At 57.2% G+C, this 20203-nt stretch carries 16 protein-coding genes; 7 read left to right on the plus strand and 9 right to left on the minus strand.

All coding sequences use genetic code 11. The features are described 5' to 3' along the window. Positions 1–16 precede the first annotated feature (16 nt). From BLU89_RS16820 to xdhA, 6 genes are all read right to left on the minus strand, one after another. Positions 17–937 (minus strand): ABC transporter permease, encoded by a 921-nt coding sequence (locus BLU89_RS16820; RefSeq protein WP_074738176.1) that lies wholly within the window; start codon positions 935–937, stop codon positions 17–19. A gap of 3 nt (positions 938–940) precedes the next feature. Next, entirely contained in the window at positions 941–2023 is a 1083-nt protein-coding gene (locus tag BLU89_RS16825) for an ABC transporter permease (protein WP_074738178.1), read from the minus strand. Positions 2024–2086: 63 nt separating this feature from the next. Further along, on the minus strand, positions 2087–3604 hold the full coding sequence (locus BLU89_RS16830) for an ABC transporter ATP-binding protein (RefSeq protein WP_074738180.1): 1518 nt from the start codon (positions 3602–3604) through the stop codon (positions 2087–2089). Next, positions 3601–4536 (minus strand): xanthine dehydrogenase accessory protein XdhC, encoded by a 936-nt coding sequence (gene xdhC, locus BLU89_RS16835; protein WP_074738182.1) that lies wholly within the window; start codon positions 4534–4536, stop codon positions 3601–3603. Before xdhC ends, BLU89_RS16830 begins: the two co-directional genes overlap by 4 nt. Then, the gene (gene xdhB / locus BLU89_RS16840) at positions 4536–6938 is read right to left on the minus strand and encodes a xanthine dehydrogenase molybdopterin binding subunit (protein ID WP_074738184.1); all 2403 of its coding nucleotides are present in this window, start codon (positions 6936–6938) and stop codon (positions 4536–4538) included. The genes xdhC and xdhB overlap by 1 nt, the downstream gene beginning before the upstream one ends. Continuing rightward, positions 6935–8296 (minus strand): xanthine dehydrogenase small subunit, encoded by a 1362-nt coding sequence (gene xdhA, locus BLU89_RS16845; protein ID WP_074738186.1) that lies wholly within the window; start codon positions 8294–8296, stop codon positions 6935–6937. Before xdhA ends, xdhB begins: the two co-directional genes overlap by 4 nt. 345 nt (positions 8297–8641) lie before the next feature. Here xdhA and dnaE point away from each other — a divergent pair, with 345 nt between their 5' ends. The 3 genes from dnaE to BLU89_RS16860 all read left to right on the plus strand — a co-directional run bounded on the left by dnaE (position 8642) and on the right by BLU89_RS16860 (position 12815). Continuing rightward, on the plus strand, positions 8642–12142 hold the full coding sequence (gene dnaE / locus BLU89_RS16850; protein WP_074738188.1) for a DNA polymerase III subunit alpha: 3501 nt from the start codon (positions 8642–8644) through the stop codon (positions 12140–12142). A gap of 86 nt (positions 12143–12228) precedes the next feature. Further along, positions 12229–12441, plus strand: a complete 213-nt coding sequence (locus BLU89_RS16855) for a YMGG-like glycine zipper-containing protein (RefSeq protein ID WP_245709776.1) — start codon at positions 12229–12231, stop codon at positions 12439–12441. Between the two features lie 5 nt (positions 12442–12446). Beyond that, positions 12447–12815 carry a hypothetical protein gene (locus tag BLU89_RS16860; protein WP_074738190.1) on the plus strand — a complete coding sequence of 123 codons (369 nt, stop codon included), beginning with the start codon at positions 12447–12449 and terminating at the stop codon, positions 12813–12815. A gap of 4 nt (positions 12816–12819) precedes the next feature. Here the strand turns inward: BLU89_RS16860 and BLU89_RS16865 are convergent, their stop codons facing one another. Further along, positions 12820–13521 carry an imm11 family protein gene (locus BLU89_RS16865; protein WP_074738192.1) on the minus strand — a complete coding sequence of 234 codons (702 nt, stop codon included), beginning with the start codon at positions 13519–13521 and terminating at the stop codon, positions 12820–12822. Between the two features lie 10 nt (positions 13522–13531). Next, a complete protein-coding gene (locus BLU89_RS16870) occupies positions 13532–13726 on the minus strand; it encodes a SlyX family protein (protein ID WP_074738194.1) in 195 nt (64 codons plus the stop codon). Positions 13727–13851: 125 nt separating this feature from the next. Here BLU89_RS16870 and hisS point away from each other — a divergent pair, with 125 nt between their 5' ends. From hisS to hisG, 3 genes are read left to right on the plus strand one after another with little or no spacing between them, the layout of a single operon-like run. Next, positions 13852–15435, plus strand: a complete 1584-nt coding sequence (gene hisS / locus BLU89_RS16875) for a histidine--tRNA ligase (protein ID WP_074738196.1) — start codon at positions 13852–13854, stop codon at positions 15433–15435. 3 nt (positions 15436–15438) lie between these two features. After that, positions 15439–16533 carry an ATP phosphoribosyltransferase regulatory subunit gene (locus BLU89_RS16880; protein ID WP_074738198.1) on the plus strand — a complete coding sequence of 365 codons (1095 nt, stop codon included), beginning with the start codon at positions 15439–15441 and terminating at the stop codon, positions 16531–16533. Beyond that, positions 16524–17213 (plus strand): ATP phosphoribosyltransferase, encoded by a 690-nt coding sequence (gene hisG, locus BLU89_RS16885; protein WP_074738200.1) that lies wholly within the window; start codon positions 16524–16526, stop codon positions 17211–17213. The genes BLU89_RS16880 and hisG overlap by 10 nt, the downstream gene beginning before the upstream one ends. Here hisG and BLU89_RS16890 read toward each other — a convergent pair. After that, positions 17210–17641, minus strand: coding sequence for a DUF1489 family protein (locus BLU89_RS16890; protein WP_074738202.1), 432 nt, complete (start codon positions 17639–17641; stop codon positions 17210–17212). The two genes, hisG and BLU89_RS16890, sit on opposite strands and share 4 nt — an antisense overlap. Positions 17642–17770: 129 nt before the next feature. Between BLU89_RS16890 and BLU89_RS16895 the strand changes: the two genes are divergently transcribed. Further along, on the plus strand, positions 17771–20053 hold the full coding sequence (locus BLU89_RS16895; protein WP_074738204.1) for an adenosylcobalamin-dependent ribonucleoside-diphosphate reductase: 2283 nt from the start codon (positions 17771–17773) through the stop codon (positions 20051–20053). The last annotated feature ends 150 nt before the right edge of the window (positions 20054–20203 follow it).

The raw sequence follows: 20203 nt of genomic DNA on the forward strand, positions 1-20203 counted from the left end.
GTTCAGTTGGCCCCGTCTAATGCGAGGCGTGGAAAATCCGGCCTAGTGATGCAGGTGCGCTGCTTTTGTCGGCCGAAAGGATCACAAGCACAAGGATCGTGATGATATAGGGCGACATTGCCAGATACTCGACTGGAATGGCAACGCCTGCCGCCTGCAAATTAAGCTGCAACACGGTGATGCCGCCGAACAAGTAGGCACCCAACAGGACACGCCACGGCTTCCAGCTGGCGAACACCACCAGTGCCAGAGCGATCCAACCGACACCAGCAGTCATGCCCTCGGTCCACTGTGGAACTCGGATCAGGCTGATATAGGCGCCACCCAGCCCGGCACATGCGCCACCGAACATAATTGCCATGATGCGGATCTTGATGACTTTGTAACCCAAGGCATGTGCTGCATCGTGGTTTTCGCCCACCGCGCGTAGGATCAAGCCGATACGCGTGTACTTCAGCACTGCCCAGACGGCAGCAATGAGAGCGATCCCCAGATATAAGATCGGGTCGTGCTGGAACAGGATCGGACCGATCACCGGGATGTCGCTAATGAATGGGATGTTAATTTCACCCATGCTGGGCGGTTTGACGCCCACATAGCTTTGACCCAACAATGCGCTGAATCCCAAACCAAATAACGTCAGCGCAAGTCCGCTTGCCACCTGATTGGCCAGCGCCACCTGCGTTAGCAGGACAAACAGCAGCGATAGTATCGCGCCGCCAATAGCGGCGGCGATGAAACCCAGCCATGGTGAGCCGGTCTCGACCGAAATCGCAAAACCGCTGATCGCACCAATGATCATCATGCCTTCAACGCCGAGGTTTAGAACACCTGCCTTTTCGACGACCAGTTCGCCGATCGCGGCCAAAAGCAGGGGGGTTGCGGCCACCATCAACGAGGCGACCAGAAGTACGGGATTGATTTCACCTAGGTCCATGGGTCACGCTACCTCGCTACGGGCCGCACGGATGCGGTAGTTGGTCAAAAGATCGAAGGCCAGCAGGAAGAACAGCAGCATCCCCTGGAAAACCTGAATGGCTGCGGCGGGCAGACCCAGCTGAGATTGCGCGATTTCACCACCGATATATGTCAGCGCCATCAACCCGCCTGCCAGCAGAATGCCCACCGGGTGCAAACGGCCCAAAAAGGCAACGATGATCGCGGTAAAGCCATAGCCCACGTTGAAGTCGATGCTGACCTGACCCGAAGGACCCGTTACTTCGAACATCCCTGCCAGCCCGGCCAGTGCACCGGATATGCCCAGACAAAACAGTATCAGTCGCGCCGGATTTACACCCGCGAACTTTGCGGCACGCGGCGCCTCGCCAGTCAGCCGGATGTGAAAGCCCAGCATGTGTCGGTTCAGCAGCACGTATGAGAAGATCACTGCAATAAATGCCGCAACCACCCCCCAGTGCATTCCCGACCCTGCGATCAGTTCAGCGTTATGCGCACTTTCATAAGACTGCAAATTGCGTGATCCGGGAAACCCGAACCCCTCGGGGTTCTTCAGCAAACCCAATGATACCGAAGCCAGAAACTGCTCGGCCACATAGACCAGCATCAGCGACACAAGAATTTCGTTGGTGCCAAACCTGACCTTCAGAAAGGCCGGGATCATCGCCCACAGCCAGCCCCCGAAAGCACCGGCCAGTACCATGATCGGAAAGATGTACCACGCATCCAGAGGATAAAAGGCCAGACCTGCACCCGCGCCAAAGATGGCACCCATGATGTACTGTCCCTCGGCACCGATATTCCAGATGCCTGCGCGAAAGCCCAAAGACAGGCCAATCGCGATCAGCACCAGCGGCGCGCCTTTCACCAGCAATTGCGGGCGGTAATAAAAGGCAAACTCACCGAACAGCGGTTCCCAGAAAATCGTTCCGATTGCCTCAACCGGGTTCTTACCCAGAAGTGCGAATAGAATGCCGCCAAAGATCATAGTTGCAATCACCGCAACCAAAGGGGTCGCGTATGACCACGCCTTCGACGGCTGAGGCCGTTTCTCCAACACAATCATCTGCGCATCCCCCCGTTTTTTTCATCTTTTTGTAAATACTCTCGCCGAAGGCGGATTTGGCGGTCAAACATGCGCCACCTCCATGCCATGTGCGCCACCCATCATCAGGCCGATTTCATCAACCGTCAGACCAATGGTTGTACGCGGGGCACTTAGCCGCCCTTCGTTTAGCGCGGCAAAACTGTCTGAAATCTCCATCAGCTCATCCAGATCCTGACTTATGCAGACCACCGCTGTACCTTTGGCTGCGAGGTCAAGAATGGCCTGCCGGATCGAGGCCGCCGCAGCAGCATCCACGCCCCATGTCGGCTGGTTCACCACCAGTACGTCAGGGTTTTGCAACACCTCGCGTCCGATCACGAATTTCTGCAGGTTCCCACCGGAAAGCGACCTTGCCGCATTCTCGGGACCTGGTGTGCGCACATCGAACTCTTCGATGATTTTCTCAGCGAAGCCTTTGGTTTCGTTCCATTTTAGAAATCCGTTGCTCTCCAACCCTTCGCGAACCGATCCAGTCAGCAAAGCATTTTCAGTCAGGCTCATGTCTGGCGCGGCAGCGTGGCCCAGCCGTTCTTCGGGTGCGGTCAGCACGCCCAGCTTGCGGCGAGCGGTGGGCCCCTTCTTGCCAATGGCTTGTCCGTTGAACTTGATTGCGTCGGCAGCGGTTGGAATCTCACCGGACAACACGCCCAGAAGTTCGTCCTGACCATTACCGGCGACGCCGCCGATGCCCAGAACTTCGCCTTTGCGAACCGTCATATGAACGTTCTTCAACGCAGTGCCAAATTCAGAAGGTGATGGGACCGAGAGGCCACTTACATCCAATGCAACTTCACCAAACTCACGCCCCGAGCGTTCCGGAGTTTGAAGGGTCGAGCCCACCATCATCTCGGCCATATCCCTGGCCGAGGTTTCGGCGGGTATGCACTCGCCAACATTCTGACCAAGACGCAGGATCGTGGCATGGTCGCATAGCGTCCTGATCTCTTCGAGCTTGTGCGAGATGTACAGGATCGAAGTGCCTTCGGAGCGCAACTTATTCAGCGTTTCAAAAAGGATATCGACTTCCTGCGGGGTCAGGACCGAAGTCGGTTCATCCATGATCAACAGCTTGGGATCCTGTAACAGGCAGCGGATGATCTCGACCCGCTGGCGCTCACCAGCCGACAGATCGCCCACGATGCGGAAGGGGTCCAGCGGCAGCCCGTAGGTTTCCGAAACCTCGCGGATGCGCGAGGCCAGATCGCCCATTGGCGGTGGGTTCTCCATCCCCAGCGCGATATTCTCGGCGACATTCAGGGCGTCGAACAGCGAGAAATGCTGGAATACCATCGCGATACCGTCAGCCCGTGCCGCGCGCGGTTCGGGCGGGGCAAAGGCCTGGCCACGCAACAACATGGTGCCGCTGTCCGGCTTCACCAACCCGTAGATCATTTTAACAAGCGTGGATTTTCCAGCGCCGTTTTCGCCCAGAAGGGCGTGAACTTCGCCTTCTCCGATGTCAAAAGACACCTGATCATTGGCCACGACGCCGGGGTAGGCTTTGGTCAGCCCTTGCAAACTCAGAAGTGGAGTGGTCACGCGCTCAGGTCCTTCTTCAATTCGTTTTGTCGGGCCGGGTGCAGAACTTGTGCTGCGACACCAACGGCGATCATTTGTGGGTGTTTGCCCAGGGACGGGTCGCCAATCGGGCATGTGATACGGGCTATTCTTTCAGGCGAATGCCCGAGGGCGGCAAGCCGCGATCGGAACCGCGCCCATTTCGTAGCCGAACCAATCAAACCCGCAAAGCGGAAATCGTGTGAAAGCAATCTGTTGCACAGTTCCAAGTCCAGTGTATGAGAGTAAGTCAGCACAAGATGCTCTGCGTCACGCGGTGCATGCCGAACCAGTTCGGCTGGTTTGACTGTCGGTATACTTGTTACACCGGCCGGAATAGTTTCAGGGAACCTTTCCGGCCCGGTGTCGACCCATGTGATTGCCAGATCAGGCAGAGGCGACAGAACGTCAACCAGCGCTCGACCGACATGACCCGCACCCCAAATCCAAAGATTGCGGGCCGGTTTGTGAACCGGTTCTATCATCCACCCGTCAAGCAACTGCGGCTCGGGCGTCAGGCCCTGACCGCGGGCCTGAGCCAGCAATCTCTTAACCGCCAGAGGCATTTCGGTGTTCGACGCTGATCGTGCAACAACGGTGTCATCCAAGCTGTCGACCGCATCGAGATCATAGATTTCGCTTAGCAGGGTCACTGCCCCGCCGCAGCACTGGCCCAGATCAGGGCCAAGCGCATGTTGTGTCTGGCGGGCGTGTGCAGTCTGGGATCGCGCAGCCTTAGCTGCCTGAAATTCCAGCGTGCCGCCGCCTATAGTGCCCGATTGCCCGTTCTTCCAAACCAGCATTGCAGCACCAACTTCGCGGGGGGACGATCCCTTGATTGCGGCGATGACCACGCGAGCCACATTGCCGTGGGTTTTGACCGCCTCCCTCAAAGCCTCAAGGTCAAATCCCATCAGATGTCTCCCTTCATCCTTCGGACGCCGCGCCAGACCTCTTCAGCCGTGGCTGGCGCATCCAACGCAGGATAGCTGTCCCCGCAGGCGGCCACGGCATTCGACAGTGCCAGCCAAGCGGATATGCCCAACATGAACGGTGGTTCCCCTACTGCCTTTGAGCGATAGATCGTGTCCTCTCGATTCTCGCCATTCCAAAGCGCGACATTGAAAATGTCAGGCCGGTCCGAGCAGGCAGGGATCTTATAGGTCGACGGCGCGTGCGTGCGCAGATTGCCCTTATCGTCCCAGACCAACTCTTCGGTCGTCAACCAGCCTGCGCCTTGCACGTAACCGCCTTCGACCTGTCCAATATCCAGCGCTGGGTTCAGCGACGCGCCTGCGTCATGCAGAATATCCGTGCGCAAGATGCGATTTTCACCCGTCAGGGTATCGACGGCCACCTCGGTGATTGACGCGCCATATGCGAAATAGAAAAACGGTCGACCGCGCCCTTTGATCCGATCCCATTCGATCTTGGGTGTCTTGTAGAATCCGGTTGCCGACAGGCTGATGCGGCCCTGATAGGCCAGTGCAGCCGCCTCGGCGAAAGCATAACGTTCCTCGCCGACCGAAACATGGCCATCCGCGAATACCACTGAGGACGGATCTGCCTGATGCCGCTCGGCCAGATAGTCAGCCATCCGGTCACGGATCGTGTCACATGCGGCCTTCACCGCCATGCCGTTCAGATCACTGCCTGAAGATGCCGCCGTGGCCGAGGTGTTGGGCACTTTGGCTGTATCGGTTGCGGTGATCTTAACCATTTCAAGTGGGATGCCGAACCGCGAGGCCGCGACCTGTGCCACTTTCTGGAACAACCCCTGACCCATCTCGGTACCGCCATGGTTCAAATGAACCGAGCCGTCCTGATAGACGTGCACCAATGCTCCGGCCTGATTTAGGTGGGTCAGCGTGAAGGAGATGCCGAACTTGACCGGAGAGAACGCGATGCCCCTCTTGATCACTGTGTTTTCGGCGTTCCATTTCTCAATAGAAGCTTTTCGAGCGGCATAATCGCTGGATTTAAGCAGTGCCTCGGTCATGCCGTGCAACTCGAAATCGCTGACTTCCATGCCGTAGGGCGTGGTGTTGCCGCCTGAGGGCAGGGGACGAACCGGGGCATAGCCGGTTTCCACCGCTCCCCGGCTGGTCAGATCTTCGTGCGGATCGGGCTGCCCCAGAGGTTTCTCTGCCGGAGCGCGTTCCGCAACCGGATGAGCCGGTTCATAATAGTTTCGGCGGCGCAATTCGACTGGATCAAGGTCTAACGCTTGTGCGGCGTGATCCATCAACCGCTCGATCCCGACCATGCCCTGCGGGCCTCCAAAGCCACGATAGGCAGTGGCGGATTGGGTGTTGGTTTTCAGCCGATGGCTCTCGATCCGGGCATTTGGCAGCAGATAGGCATTGTCTGAATGCAACATCGCCCGGTCCGCGACGGGCAGGGACAGATCCTGCGCCCACCCGCAGATGGCGTGGTGCAGGAATGAGACGCCCTGAATATGACCATTCTCATCAAACCCGGCGCGATAGGCAATTCGAAATGCGTGGCGTTTGCCGGTGATGATCATGTCGTCATCGCGATCATAGCGCATTTTGCAGGCTTTACCGGTGATACGGGCCGCTATGGCACAGCCAACGGCCAAAGCATTGCCCTGGCTTTCCTTACCTCCAAACCCTCCGCCCATACGGCGGGTTTCCACGCGCACGGCGTGCATGGGAACACCCAACGCATCCGCCACTTTGTGCTGAATCTCGGTCGGATGTTGGGTCGAAGAATGCACAAGCATATCCGCACCTTCGTTTGGTACGGCCAGCGCAGCCTGTCCTTCCAGATAGAAATGCTCTTGCCCGCCAAGTTCGAAGCTGCCCTCGATCACGTGCGCTGAACCAGCAATGGCCGCATCCGCATCACCCTTGGTATAGATGCGGGGGCCTTCTTCGAACCGGCTGTCGGCGGCAAGGGCGTCTTCGACCGTCAGGATCGGTGTCTCTTCTGCATATTCGATCTTGCCCAGTCGCGCCGCCTTGCGGGCCGCCAAATGGCTTGTTGCGACGACAAGAAAAACGGGTTGGCCGATGTAATTGACGGTGCCGTCCGATAGCAACGGTTCGTCATGAATCGACGGCGAGACATCGTTGGAAAAGGGAAGGTCCTCGGCCGTCATTACCAGCACGACGCCTTCGGCAGCTTGCACCGCCGACAGGTCCATAGATGTGATCCTGCCTTTGGCGATCGGGCTGACACCAAACGCCAGATGCAATGTACCCTTCGGCGTCGGGATATCATCCACATACCGTGCCGACCCGGAAACATGCAGAGGTGCGGCGTCATGCGGGAGAGGTTTGGTCACACTCATGCCGACACCTCCAATACGTTGGTCACCTCGCCCTGATCCTCCAGAAAATACCGCTCGAGCAGCGCTTTGGCAGTCTCCAGCCGATAAGTGGCCGAGGCGCGCATGTCCGTCATCGGCGTGTAGTCCGTTGCGAACGCGGGTTGCGCGGCTTTGATGGTCTGGTGTGTCCATGGTTTGCCAACCAGCGCGTCTTCGACATGCCTTGCGCGTTTCGGGATTCCGGCCATGCCGCCAAATGCAATGCGAGCATCTTTAATCACACCTTCTGCAACCGTGATGTTGAAGCATCCGCAGACCGCCGAGATGTCTTGATCGAACCGCTTGCTAAGCTTGTAGGTCTTCAGTCGGTCAACCTGACGCGGAATACTGACGGCCTCGACAAATTCACCAGAGGTGCGATCTTGCTTGCCATAGTCGATAAAGAATTCTTCCAGTTTGATCGCGCGGCGATCATCTCCTTTGCGCAGGTGAAGCGTGGCACCCAGCGCGATCAGCGCGGGCGGGTTGTCTCCGATAGGTGAGCCGTTGGCGATATTGCCGCCAACGGTGGCCGCGTGGCGGACCTGAACGCTGGCATAGCGGCGGATCATCTCGGCATACGAGGGGTGCAGATCGGCCAGTGCATCGCCCATGCGGTTCATGTCGACCATGGCGCCGAAACGGATTTCATCATCCGTCACCTTGATATCTTTGAGATCGTCGCAGCGGTTCAGGAAAATAACCGTGTCGAGGTTACGCAGTTGCTTGGTGACCCAAAGTCCGACGTCAGTAGCACCTGCAACCAACGTGGCATTGGGGTGTTTGGCATAAACAGAAGCAAGCTCATCCGAGGATTCCGGTAACATCGGCGAAGATACCCGTGATGCCACGGGTGTGTCTCTGACCCAGACCGGAACGGGTTTATCCTCGGCAGCCTGAGCTGCGCGAACAATCGGAGCGTAACCAGTGCAGCGGCACAGATTACCGGCAAGCTGTGTGTCGTGATCCGTCGCGCCATTGGTGTGGCCTGCGACCATCGACATGACAAAACCTGGGGTGCAAAAACCGCATTGCGAACCATGCAGATCGACCATGGCCTGTTGTACCGGGTGCGCCTCACCATTCGGGCCCGATGCGCCCTCGACCGTGCGTACGGCTTTGCCATGTAATTGCGGCAGGAACAGAATGCAGGCGTTCAGCGCTTTGTGACCGCCTTCATCTGTCACCATAACGGTGCAGGCTCCGCAATCGCCCTCGTTGCAGCCTTCTTTGGTACCGGTCAGACCGCGATCCTCGCGCAGCCAATCCAGCAGGGTCACTGTTGGATCAACATCCGCCAGCTCCACAGTCTCTCCGTTCAGAAGAAACGTGATATTCATGTGTGAAACCCGTCGCGTTACCCGGTTGCGCCCTTTGGGTGCTCTCCTTCGATGCGACGTAGAAAGAGTAGCGGGCGTATAGCTTGCCGTTAGATGTTAGAAACAGCATGGGCAATCTGGCAAGAAAAACTGCCCCTGTGATGTACCATTAAGCGTTAATGGCGGTGTATTGTCGCATCGACTTTCCATTCACCCGATTGAAAGTAAAGTACTTTTCCAAATTGTGCGCATACAAGTGCTGAAGCACCTTCAGAAATATCCGAATAATCAGTGGTGATTGTTTTGTCGAATCTGCGGGGCAGGTTCGTGCTTTTGCATTCTCGATTGCTGGGATAGCTTGCCGATATGAGCAGCAATCCCCGATTCATCCATCTCCGCGTACACACCGAATATTCCCTGCTGGAAGGCGCCGTCCGGCTGAAAAAGCTGCCGGGTCTTTGCGAGAAAATAGAGATGCCCGCCGTTGCTGTCACGGACACGAACAGCATGTTTTCGGCGCTGGAGTTTTCCGTGACCGCCAGCGGGGCAGGGGTGCAGCCGATCATTGGTTGTCAGGTTGATCTGACCTATCTGCAGGCGCAACCGGGTGAAAAGCCCAAGGCGCCCGCGCCGCTTGTACTGCTGGCACAATCTGAGGTCGGGTATGAGAACCTGATGAAGCTCAGTTCCTGCCTTTATGTGGACAAGGGTGGGCAATTGCCGCAGGTCACCATGGAAGAACTGGCGGATCGGTCTGAGGGTCTGATCTGTTTGACCGGCGGGCCGGATGGTCCTGTTGGGATGCTTCTGCAACAGGGTCAGCGCCCGGCGGCAGATGTATTGGTGGATCGACTGGCCCGGATGTTCCCAGATCGCCTGTATGTCGAATTGCAGCGCCACCCTGGCGAGGACGGCCAGCCCGAGGCTGAACGCCTGACCGAGCGTGGGCATGTCGAGATGGCCTATGCCAAGAATCTGCCGCTGGTTGCCACCAATGACGTCTACTTCCCGACCTCAGATATGTACGAGGCGCATGACGCGCTGATCTGCATCGCTGAGGGGGCCTATGTAGATCAGCAGGAAGGCCGCCGCCGCCTGACGGCACAGCACTATTTCAAGTCGCAGCAGGAAATGGTGACCCTGTTCGCCGACTTGCCCGAAGCGATTAAGAACACGGTCGAGATCGCCAAGCGGTGCGCCTTCATGGCCTACAGGCGAGATCCGATCCTGCCGAAATTCGCCGATGACGAGGTCGCGGAACTGCGGCGTATCGCAAATGAAGGCCTGCAGAAGCGTTTGGCCGTGATCCCTCACGCGGTGACCCCAGAAGAGTATCAGGAGCGGCTGGAATTCGAACTCGACATCATCGAAGGCATGGGTTTCCCCGGCTATTTCCTGATTGTCGCCGACTTTATCCAATGGTCGAAGGATCAGGATATTCCGGTTGGACCGGGCCGGGGCTCGGGCGCGGGGTCCTTGGTGGCCTATGCATTGACGATCACCGACCTTGACCCGTTGCGCTATTCGTTGCTGTTCGAACGATTCCTGAACCCAGAACGGGTCTCGATGCCCGATTTCGATATCGACTTTTGCATGGATCGCCGCGAAGAGGTGATCCGTTACGTGCAGCAGAAATACGGGCGCGACAAGGTAGGGCAAATCATCACTTTTGGTGCGTTGCTTTCGAAGGCTGCTGTGCGCGATATCGGGCGAGTGCTGCAGATGCCCTATGGGCAGGTTGACCGTTTGTCCAAGATGATCCCGGTTGAAGGCGTGAAACCCGTTTCCATCGAAAAAGCACTAAAGGATGAGCCGCGCCTGCGCGAAGAGGCACGCAATGAAGAGGTTGTCGAGCGTCTGCTCACCTATGGCCAACAGGTCGAAGGGTTGCTGCGGAATGCTTCGACCCACGCGGCTGGGGTGGTGATCGGGGACCGGCCGCTGGACGCGCTGGTGCCGCTCTATCAGGACCCGCGATCCGATATGCCCGCAACCCAGTTCAATATGAAATGGGTCGAGCAGGCCGGTTTGGTCAAGTTTGACTTTCTGGGTCTGAAAACGCTGACCGTGATTCAAAACGCAATGGATTTGATCTTCAAATCCGGGCGCGATCTGCACATCGCCGCCGACGGTACCGAACTTTACGAACCGGCCGAAGGCGCCAAGAACCAGATCAACGCCATCCCGTTGGATGATGAAGAGACGTACAAGCTCTATTCGGCGGCCAAAACGGTTGCGGTGTTCCAGGTGGAATCTTCGGGCATGATGGATGCGCTCAAGCGGATGAAGCCGGATTGCATCGAGGATATCATTGCTCTCGTCGCGCTGTACCGTCCGGGCCCGATGGAGAACATCCCCAAGTTCTGCGAGGTCAAAAACAAGCTGAGCGAACGGGACACGCTGCACCCTTCCATCGACCATATCCTTGACGAAACCCAAGGCATCATTGTCTACCAGGAACAGGTGATGCAGATCGCTCAGGAAATGGCGGGCTATAGCCTTGGCGGTGCGGATTTGCTGCGCCGCGCGATGGGTAAGAAAATCCAAGAGGCGATGGATGCCGAACGCCCCAAATTCCTCAAAGGTGCCGCCGAGAATGACGTGGACGAGGCCAAGGCGACTGAGGTCTGGAACCTGCTGGATAAGTTCGCCAACTATGGCTTCAACAAATCCCACGCGGCGGCCTATGCGGTGGTCAGCTATCAAACCGGCTGGCTGAAGGCGAACCACCCGGTTGAGTTTATGGCAGGTGTCATGAATTGCGATATCCACCTGACCGACAAGCTGGCTGTATACTTTGAAGAGGTCCGCAAAGGGCTGGAGCTGCCTTACGTACCACCGTGTGTGAACCGGTCTCAGTCCACTTTTGATGTCGATGCCGGGCACTTGGTTTATGCGCTGGGCGCGCTCAAGAACGTGGGCGTAGAGGCAATGAATCTGATCGTCGACGGACGTGGCGAGAAGCCCTTCGTCAATCTGTTCGATTTTGCCCGCCGGGTTGACCTGAAGAAAGTCGGCAAGCGCCCATTAGAGATGCTGGCGCGCGCCGGGGCCTTCGATCAGCTCGATAAGAACCGTCGTCGTGTGTTCGAAAGTCTGGACCCGTTGGTGCAGTATTCGGCTGCCATTCATGACCAGAAGAATTCGAACCAGGTGTCGCTGTTTGGTGAAGCAGGGGATGACTTGCCGGAACCCCGCCTGTCACCCGCGTCCGATTGGCTGCCCGCCGAACGCCTGAGCGAAGAGTTCAAGGCCATCGGGTTTTATCTATCCGGCCATCCGCTGGACGATTATATGCCTGCATTGAAGCGCAAACAGGTGTTGACGCTGGATCAGGTGACTGAAAAGGCACGCTCTGGCCCGTTTATCGCCAAAATGGCCGGTGTCGTCGCCGGCCGGCAGGAACGAAAATCAGCGCGCGGCAATCGGTTCGCCTTTGCACAGCTCTCAGACCCTACAGGCGCATACGAGGTTACGCTGTTCTCGGATACACTGGAGAAATCGCGCGAGTTTCTGGAAACTGGCTCGCAAGTAGTTCTGACCGCCGAGGCAACGATGGAGGCGGATCAGCTCAAGCTGTTGGGCCGCTCTGTTGGTCCCGTCGACGTGGTGGTAGCCGAGGCAGGGGCCACGGGTCTGCGTGTATTTGTCGAGGATTCCAAAGTTTTACCAAGCATGGCAAAGGTGCTGGAAGATGCAGAAACCTCGGCCAAAAGGGCCGCGAAAGGACCGGTTTATGTCTGCCTGTTCGATCCGGGCCTGCCGGGTGAGGTCGAGATGGATCTGGGGCGAAACTTCGCGATCAACCCGGAGATCAAAGGCGCGTTGAAGTCGCTTGAGGGGATATCGGAGATCGAAGAAGTCTGATCCCGCACCGCATTGTTGCCACATGCGGCCAGCCCGGCTAGGCTGGGTGAACATCCTTAAAAGTCATTTCACAGGAGGGCTCCGAAATGACAAGTTCAGGTAGTGTTTTCAAGATATTTACATTGGCGATGGCATGTTCATTGGCACTGACCTCGGCCGGACACGCGGACGATAAGAAAAAGAAAAATACTCTGACCGGCGCATTGGTCGGCGCTGGCGTTGGTGCGCTGGTTGGCGACGGCAAAGGAGCGGCGATCGGCGGTGTGGCCGGAGCGATTATCGGACATAACTGGAAGTGAACGCGATGCAACTTTATCATTTCAAATCTACCGTCTGCGCTGCGTTACTGGCTGCTCCGACATTTGCTTTGGCGGATGAGGATGCCGACCAGATGGTGCAGGACGCCTTGCCCGTGATGCACTATACCTGTGCCTCAATCGCCGAAGAGGCGGATGGCGACGAAGAATTTGTCGTGATCGTTGTTCGGAAGATGACGGCCCTGTCGCTCCATAATCGCCAGATCAATATCGAAGATCACGCAGCCACTGACGAGGAAAAGGCCCAATTGCGCGAAGCTTTCATCGCTGCGCTGTCCGAGGGCTGCGCTGCAGACAAGAACGCGCTTCTGGGCGGTGTGGTCGATAACGCGGTGAAATCGACGCTGGGGTTGTGATTTACTAGGTCGTTGGTGGCGAAAGGGTGCCGACAGGGCATCGAATGAGCCCCCAGCCTTTATCCACTCCATTCGACTTGAGACCAGAGACAAGATGATCAGACAGGAAGAGCAGGTTTGGCACTTTTGGGTCTAACCAGATATCAGGACCCCCCAGTGCCTCGGGCACAACCACAAGCGCTTTCTCTTGATTGCTTCTGGGAAGGTATGTCTTTCCATAGCGGTTGCTCAGCGGCGACCTAACATCACCTTCTGGCCCCAACACGTCATAATTCCCCACGGATCGTTTGTTACCCACATTCAAAAGATAATATGGTTCAGGCGTTGTGAGGTAGGATTCAGTGGAATCAATAAGCGTCAACGGATGAAATACCGTTTCACGCAGATCGAATTGCTCCAGAATGCCTTTGGCTGTTTCAGAGACCAACGGCCAACCTCCGCCGCTGATAAACGGAGCTGTGTAGTACTCTGCCTTGGAATTGTAGTGCCAAACATCCCCCACCTGTTCGGCGGTCAGGATCTCTCCACTTTTCCAAGCTTGTGATGCTTGCCGCAGAACACTCTTAGACCACTCAACTCTCTCGGCAGGCTGTCTGGCTCGCCAATTGTCAGTGTACTCTCTACGCGAAACACCCTGTATCACATTGATATTGTTGACTGTCGTGGCAATCCACACGCAAGGCGCGTCGCTGTCATCATTCGCCATCAATCAGCCCTCAGTAATGCGGTGGGCGTTCGTCGCCGAGCACAACCCCGCCCGAGCCTTCCTGCGCCCGCTCACCCTCGCGCTGCAGCAACATCTCGACGCGGCGGGTCAGGCGGTCGATCTCGGCCTGTTGGCTTGTGACGACCGTATTCAGATCTTCAACCGTGCGTGTCAGATGGGCGATCTGTTCTTCCAGATGCTGCATGGGGCTCTCCTTTTGTGCGTCTCTTAGCGACCCCGGCAGCCCATGACCAGTGAAACCCCGCCTTGCCCCGATGCAGGCCATGGGATAGACCGCGCGCGGAACACTAAGCCCCAAGGACGCCCCAAATGGCCAAGCCCAAGAAACAGCCCCGCCCCAAGGCCGTAACGCCAAAAGGGTTCCGCGACTATTTCGGCGAGGAAGTCACGCAGCGCACTGAGATGCTGCGGAAGATTGCGGGTGTCTATCATCGTTACGGGTTTGATGCGTTGGAGAGCAGCGCGGTTGAAACCGTCGAGGCGCTGGGCAAATTTCTTCCAGACGTGGATCGCCCGAACGAAGGCGTGTTTGCGTGGCAGGAAGTTGATGAAAACGACAAGGGCGATTGGATGGCCCTGCGCTATGACCTGACCGCGCCTTTGGCCCGCGTTTACGCGCAGCACCGCAACGACTTGCCGACGCCTTATCGCCGCTATGCGATGGGTCCGGTCTGGCGCAACGAAAAGCCGGGGCCGGGGCGGTATCGTCAGTTTTATCAGTGTGATGCAGATACGGTTGGCACGGCTTCGATGGCTGCCGACGCTGAAATTTGCGCGATGCTGTCGGATACTCTGGAGACCGTCGGCATTCCCCGGGGCGACTATTTGGTGCGGGTGAATAACCGTAAGGTTTTGAATGGAATTCTTGAAGGTTTGACTGCCGATAACGACAAAGCACGTTCGTTGCCAACCAGTTTTCCCGAAATGTTGGATACAAAAGTGACCGACTTAGAGTTCATTGATCCGGATGCGGTTCTTCGCACTATCGACAAGTTTGACAAAGTTGGCGCTGGCGGTGTCTTGGAGTTGTTAACTACTGGTCGGAAAGATCAATCGGGAGCCTTCATTGATGGGGTTGGTCTCTCAGAGGAAGATGCCTCTCGAGTTGTGCGGTTCATGCAGTCGAAAGGCAAAGACAACAGAGAGACTTTGTCGAACCTAAAAAGCCTGATGGGTGAAGAGAGCTTGGCTGCCCACAAGGAACATGGCGTTTACAATGCTGGCCTAGAGGGGATTGAGGAACTCGAAGCAATAGCCAATTTGCTCGAAGCCCAAGGATATGGTCCTGACCGCATTGTTATCGACCCATCGGTCGTTCGTGGCCTCGGCTACTACACCGGACCGGTCTACGAGGCCGAGCTGACCTTTGAAATCTTCGACGAAAAAGGGCGCAAGCGGCAGTTCGGCTCTGTCGCAGGCGGCGGTCGCTATGACGATCTGGTCAAACGCTTTACCGGGCAGGAAGTGCCCGCGACTGGAATCTCCATCGGTGTTGACCGCTTGCTGGCCGCTTTGCGCGAAAAGGGTCGGATCGCGGCGCAAGCCACTGGTCCCGTGGTTGTGACCGTGATGGATCGCGACCGCATGGCAGATTATCAGGCCATGGTGGCTGAGCTGCGCAATGCAGGTATCCGGGCCGAGGTTTATCTGGGCAATCCCAAGAACTTTGGCAACCAGTTGAAATACGCGGACAAGCGGAACTCTCCCATCGCTGTGATCGAAGGCGGTGATGAAAAAGACAAGGGCATCGTGCAGATCAAAGACCTGATCCTAGGCGCCAAGATCGCCGAAAGCGCCACGCTTGAGGAATGGAAAGAACGCCCCAGCCAGTTTGAAGTGCCGCGTGGTGATCTGGTCGCTAAGGTGCGTGAAATTCTGGACAATCAGGACTAGGCCATGCCCAACCGTTCCCAGATACAGGCCCGCGCTGCGATGATGCGTGTCCGGTTCGAGGCTGCGGGCGCGCATGTGGTGGATACACCTCTGCTGCAATCGGCCGGAATGCTGCTGGACCTTTATGGTGAGGATATCCGCGCCCGCGCCTATGTCACCTCGGACGCATTGCGGGGCGAGCAGATGCTACGTCCGGATTTCACTCTGCCGGTTGTGCAGATGCACATGTCTGAAGGGGCGGAGCCTGCGCGATATACCTATTCGGGAGAGGTGTTCCGCCGTCAGGAACATGATCCGGACCGGGCCAATGAGTATATTCAGGTCGGTTATGAGGTGTTTGACCGCGAGGATCCTGCCGGGGCCGATGCCGAGGTGTTCTCGTTGTTTGCGTTGCAACTGCGCGGTCTCCCCCTGCGGGCGGCGACGGGCGATATCGGTATTCTGACCGCTGCCGTGGCAGGGCTGAAGACAACCGATCGTCGCAAGGTCGCACTGATGCGGCATCTCTGGAGGCCACGTCGGTTCCGTGTACTGCTGGACCGTTATGCCGGACGTAAACAGGGCCCCGAGGATCGCGATGCGCTGCTGGATGCGGATGATCCTCTGTCGATCGATGCACCGCTGATTGGTAAGCGCCGCGCGCCCGAAATCCTTGAGCGGATCGAGGCGTTGCGTGAAGACCGTGCCGCGCCGCCGATCTCGGATTATGAATTGGCCGGGCTCGAGACGTTGCTGAACGTGCGCGAAACCATGCCTTTCGCATTGGAACAACTGCGCGATGTGGCCGTCGACTTGCCGCAGATCACTCCAGCTCTGGATCGACTGGAGGCTCGGATCGCGGCCTTGCAGGCGCGAGGGGTGGATGTAAACCGGCTGGATTTCGAAGCCTCGTACGGCCGGACTTCGATGGAATATTACGACGGTTTTGTCTTTGGTTTCTATGCTGAAGGTCGTCCTGATCTGCCGCCCGTGGCAACCGGCGGGCGCTATGATGCGCTGACCCGACAGTTGGGTGATGGCTCTGAGATCCCGGCCATCGGCGGTGTGATCCGCCCAGACTTGATGCTGGAGATTGAGGAGAGTGCGCAATGGGCCTGAAGTTGGGCGTGCCCTCGAAGGGTCGGTTGATGGACAAGACCTTCGCGTGGTTCGAAAAGTGCGGTATTACCCTGTCGCGCAGTGGGTCGGATCGCGAATATGCGGGCAAGGTCGAGGGGATTGAAGGTGTCTCGCTGATCTTGCTGTCCGCCGGGGAGATACCGCGCGAGCTTGCCGCCGGGCGTATTCATCTGGGTGTGACCGGCATTGATCTGGTGCACGAGAAACTACCGCGCTGGGAACAGCAGGTTGAAGAGGTCGCACCGCTGGGGTTTGGCAAGGCTGACCTGATCATCGCAACGCCTGCCTGCTGGGTCGACGTGGAGACGCTGGATGATCTGGACGCGGCAGCGGCAGGCTTTCGCAAGGCGCACGGGCACCGGCTGCGTATCGCCACCAAGTATCACCGTCTGGTCCGCGAATTCCTGACGGACGCAGGCGTTGCCGACTACACGCTAGTCGACAGCCAGGGCGCGACCGAGGGCACGGTGGTGAATGAAACTGCCGAGGCGATTGCTGATATCACCTCGACTGGCGAGACGCTCAGGGCGAACCACCTGAAGATTCTGTCGGATGGGTTGATCCTGCAATCGCAGGCGACCTTATGGCGCAGCCGTGTCGCGAAATACGATGCGGGCGAAAAAGCGGTTCTGAACGAGCTTATGGAGCGGTTGATCTAAAGCACCCCGATTTCCGCGAGGGCGCGGTTCAGATCGTCAGGCAGGGCATCGTCCTGCGCGCGCCCTTTGGGCAAATCGGGGGGCGTGTCCTCGGGTTTGAGATACCGCCAGCCTTGAAAAGGGCGTTTCAGGGCAGCTTGTGTGCGGATCACCTCAGGGTCGAGGATAATGGCGCAGCGACGGATGCCATCCTCACCGCGAACCTCGTCTAACCGCAGGATACGCTGGCGGCATTGGACCACGCCTTTGATCACCCAATAGATTGATCCGCCCTTCAGAATCTCGGCGTCGCGCTTTGGCCACATGCGGGTAACATGGCGCGGTAAATTATCATCGAAGCGCAGGCGATGTGTCTCTTGCCAGTCGATGAGATCGTCGACACTGTCTGTTCCGACAGAGAGTTTTATGAGGTTTATGTACTTATCCACAGCTTTCCCACAGAGTCGTCCCGAGGCAGGTCTTTATATTGTAGCTTTCGTACAATCGCTATCAAGGTGTTGTGGTTAAGATGTGATTTGAGGTAATCTGGGTGCCTCTTTCAGCACAGGGAATCACCAATGAGCCGCTTTGCCGCCCCCATCGCCGAGCAGATCTGGGACATGAAATACCGTTTCAAACAGGCGGATGGTACGCCCATCGACCAGACAATCGAAGACAGCTGGCGGCGGATCGCCCGTGATTTGGCACGTGTTGAAGAAGATCCGGGGCATTGGGAAGAAAAATTCTATGGGGCGCTGGAGGATTTCAGATACCTGCCCGCAGGCCGCATAACGGCCGGGGCCGGGACGGCACGCCAGGTGACCCTGTTCAACTGCTTTGTGATGGGCACGGTCCCCGACAGCATGGGCGGCATTTTTGACATGCTGAAAGAGGCCGCGCTGACCATGCAACAGGGGGGAGGGATCGGCTATGACTTCTCGACCATTCGCCCTCGTGGGGCGGATGTGAAGGGTGTTGCGGCGGATGCCTCGGGCCCCCTGAGTTTTATGGATGTGTGGGATGCGATGTGCCGGACGATCATGTCGGCCGGGTCGCGTCGTGGTGCGATGATGGCGACGATGCGCTGTGATCACCCAGATATTGAGCAGTTTATCACTGCAAAATCCGATCCGGCCCGCCTGCGCATGTTCAATATGTCTGTGCTGGTGACTGATCCATTCATGGAAGCGGTCAAGGCGGATGGATCGTGGGATTTGGTTTTCGGGAACAAAGTCTTTCAAACCGTTCAGGCACGCGATCTTTGGAACAAGATCATGCAGGCGACCTATGATTATGCCGAGCCGGGTGTGATCTTCATCGACCGTATCAACAAGGCCAACAACCTGAGCTACGTCGAAACTATTGCCGCGACGAATCCATGCGGAGAACAACCTCTGCCGCCCTACGGTGCCTGCTTGCTGGGCTCGATTAACCTTGCACGTCTGGTGGCAGAACCATTCGAAGATGCAGCTCATCTGGATGAGGCCGCATTGCAGGACCTTGTCGCCACGGCGGTTCGCATGATGGATAACGTCGTTGACGCATCCAAGTTCCCATTGCCAGAGCAGGCCGCGGAAGCGCAGGCCAAGCGACGCATTGGGCTGGGCGTGACAGGGCTTGCCGATGCTTTGCTCATGCTGGGCCTGCGCTATGGTTCGGACGAGGCGGCGCGTCAAACCGAGCGCTGGTTGCATAGTATTGCCCGCGCCGCGTATCTGGCGTCGGTGGATTTGGCAAAGGAGAAGGGGGCGTTCCCACTGTTTGATGCCGAGAAATTCCTGGCCAGCGGTACCATGCTGCAGATGGATGACGATGTGCGCGACGCGATCCGTGATCACGGCATCCGCAATGCGCTGCTGACTTCGATCGCACCGACGGGAACGATTTCTCTTTACGCAGGCAACGTGTCTTCGGGGATCGAGCCCGTCTTCGCCTATGCTTACACGCGCAAAGTGTTGCAGAAAGACGGCTCTCGCACCGAAGAAGAGGTGGTTGATTACGCCGTTCAGATGTGGCGCGACAAGTTTGGCGATAAGGAACTGCCGGATTATTTTGTCAATGCACAGACATTAGCCCCGTCGGATCACGTCAGAATGCAGGCTGCGGCGCAGAAATGGATCGACAGTTCGATCTCGAAGACGATCAACTGCCCCGAGGACATTAGCTTTGCGGAGTTCAAAGATGTTTACATGCAGGCTTGGGATCAGGGCTGCAAAGGATGTACAACCTATCGCCCGAATGACGTGACCGGGTCGGTTCTTTCGGTTTCTGAAAGTGCGGATACCGCGCCGGGCGAAAGCGCTGACGCCCCGCACGAAGTGGATGGTGGCGAGGTGGTCTACATGTCCGAACCGCTGGACCGCCCGCAATCGCTGGAGGGGTCAACCTACAAGCTGAAATGGCCCGATAGCGAGCACGCAATCTATCTGACGATCAATGATATCGTGATAGGCGGTCGGCGTCGTCCCTTTGAAGTATTCATCAACTCGAAGAACATGGAACACTACGCGTGGACCTTGGCCCTGACACGGATGATCTCGGCTGTGTTCCGGCGTGGTGGAGATGTGTCCTTCGTGGTCGAAGAGCTCAAGGCTGTATTCGATCCGCGCGGCGGGGCCTGGGTTAAGGGCAAATACATACCATCCATTCTTGCTGCGATCGGCGGAGTGATAGAGCAACACATGGTTGCCATAGGATTTCTTGAAGGCGAAGGGATGGGTCTGAAATCGGACCCTCAGGCGCAGGTGGTAAACTTGGACACTCCACGCGGCAAGGCGTGCCCGTCCTGTGGCCAGTTCGACATGGTGATGATCGAAGGTTGCATGACCTGTCGCAGTTGTGGTCATTCGAAGTGTGGTTAGCTGGTATAAAATGTATCTTTGTTGTTGTGGCGTTTCATAGGACATGACCTAAACGTTTCAATAGATCATTTTGGCTGGTGATATGAGAATACGGCCTCGGATTTCTTCCGGGGCCGTTCGCTAGTCTAAAAAGGACAGACGAATGAGATG

It is taken from the genome of Ruegeria halocynthiae, from assembly GCF_900106805.1.
Classification (GTDB): domain Bacteria; phylum Pseudomonadota; class Alphaproteobacteria; order Rhodobacterales; family Rhodobacteraceae; genus Ruegeria; species Ruegeria halocynthiae.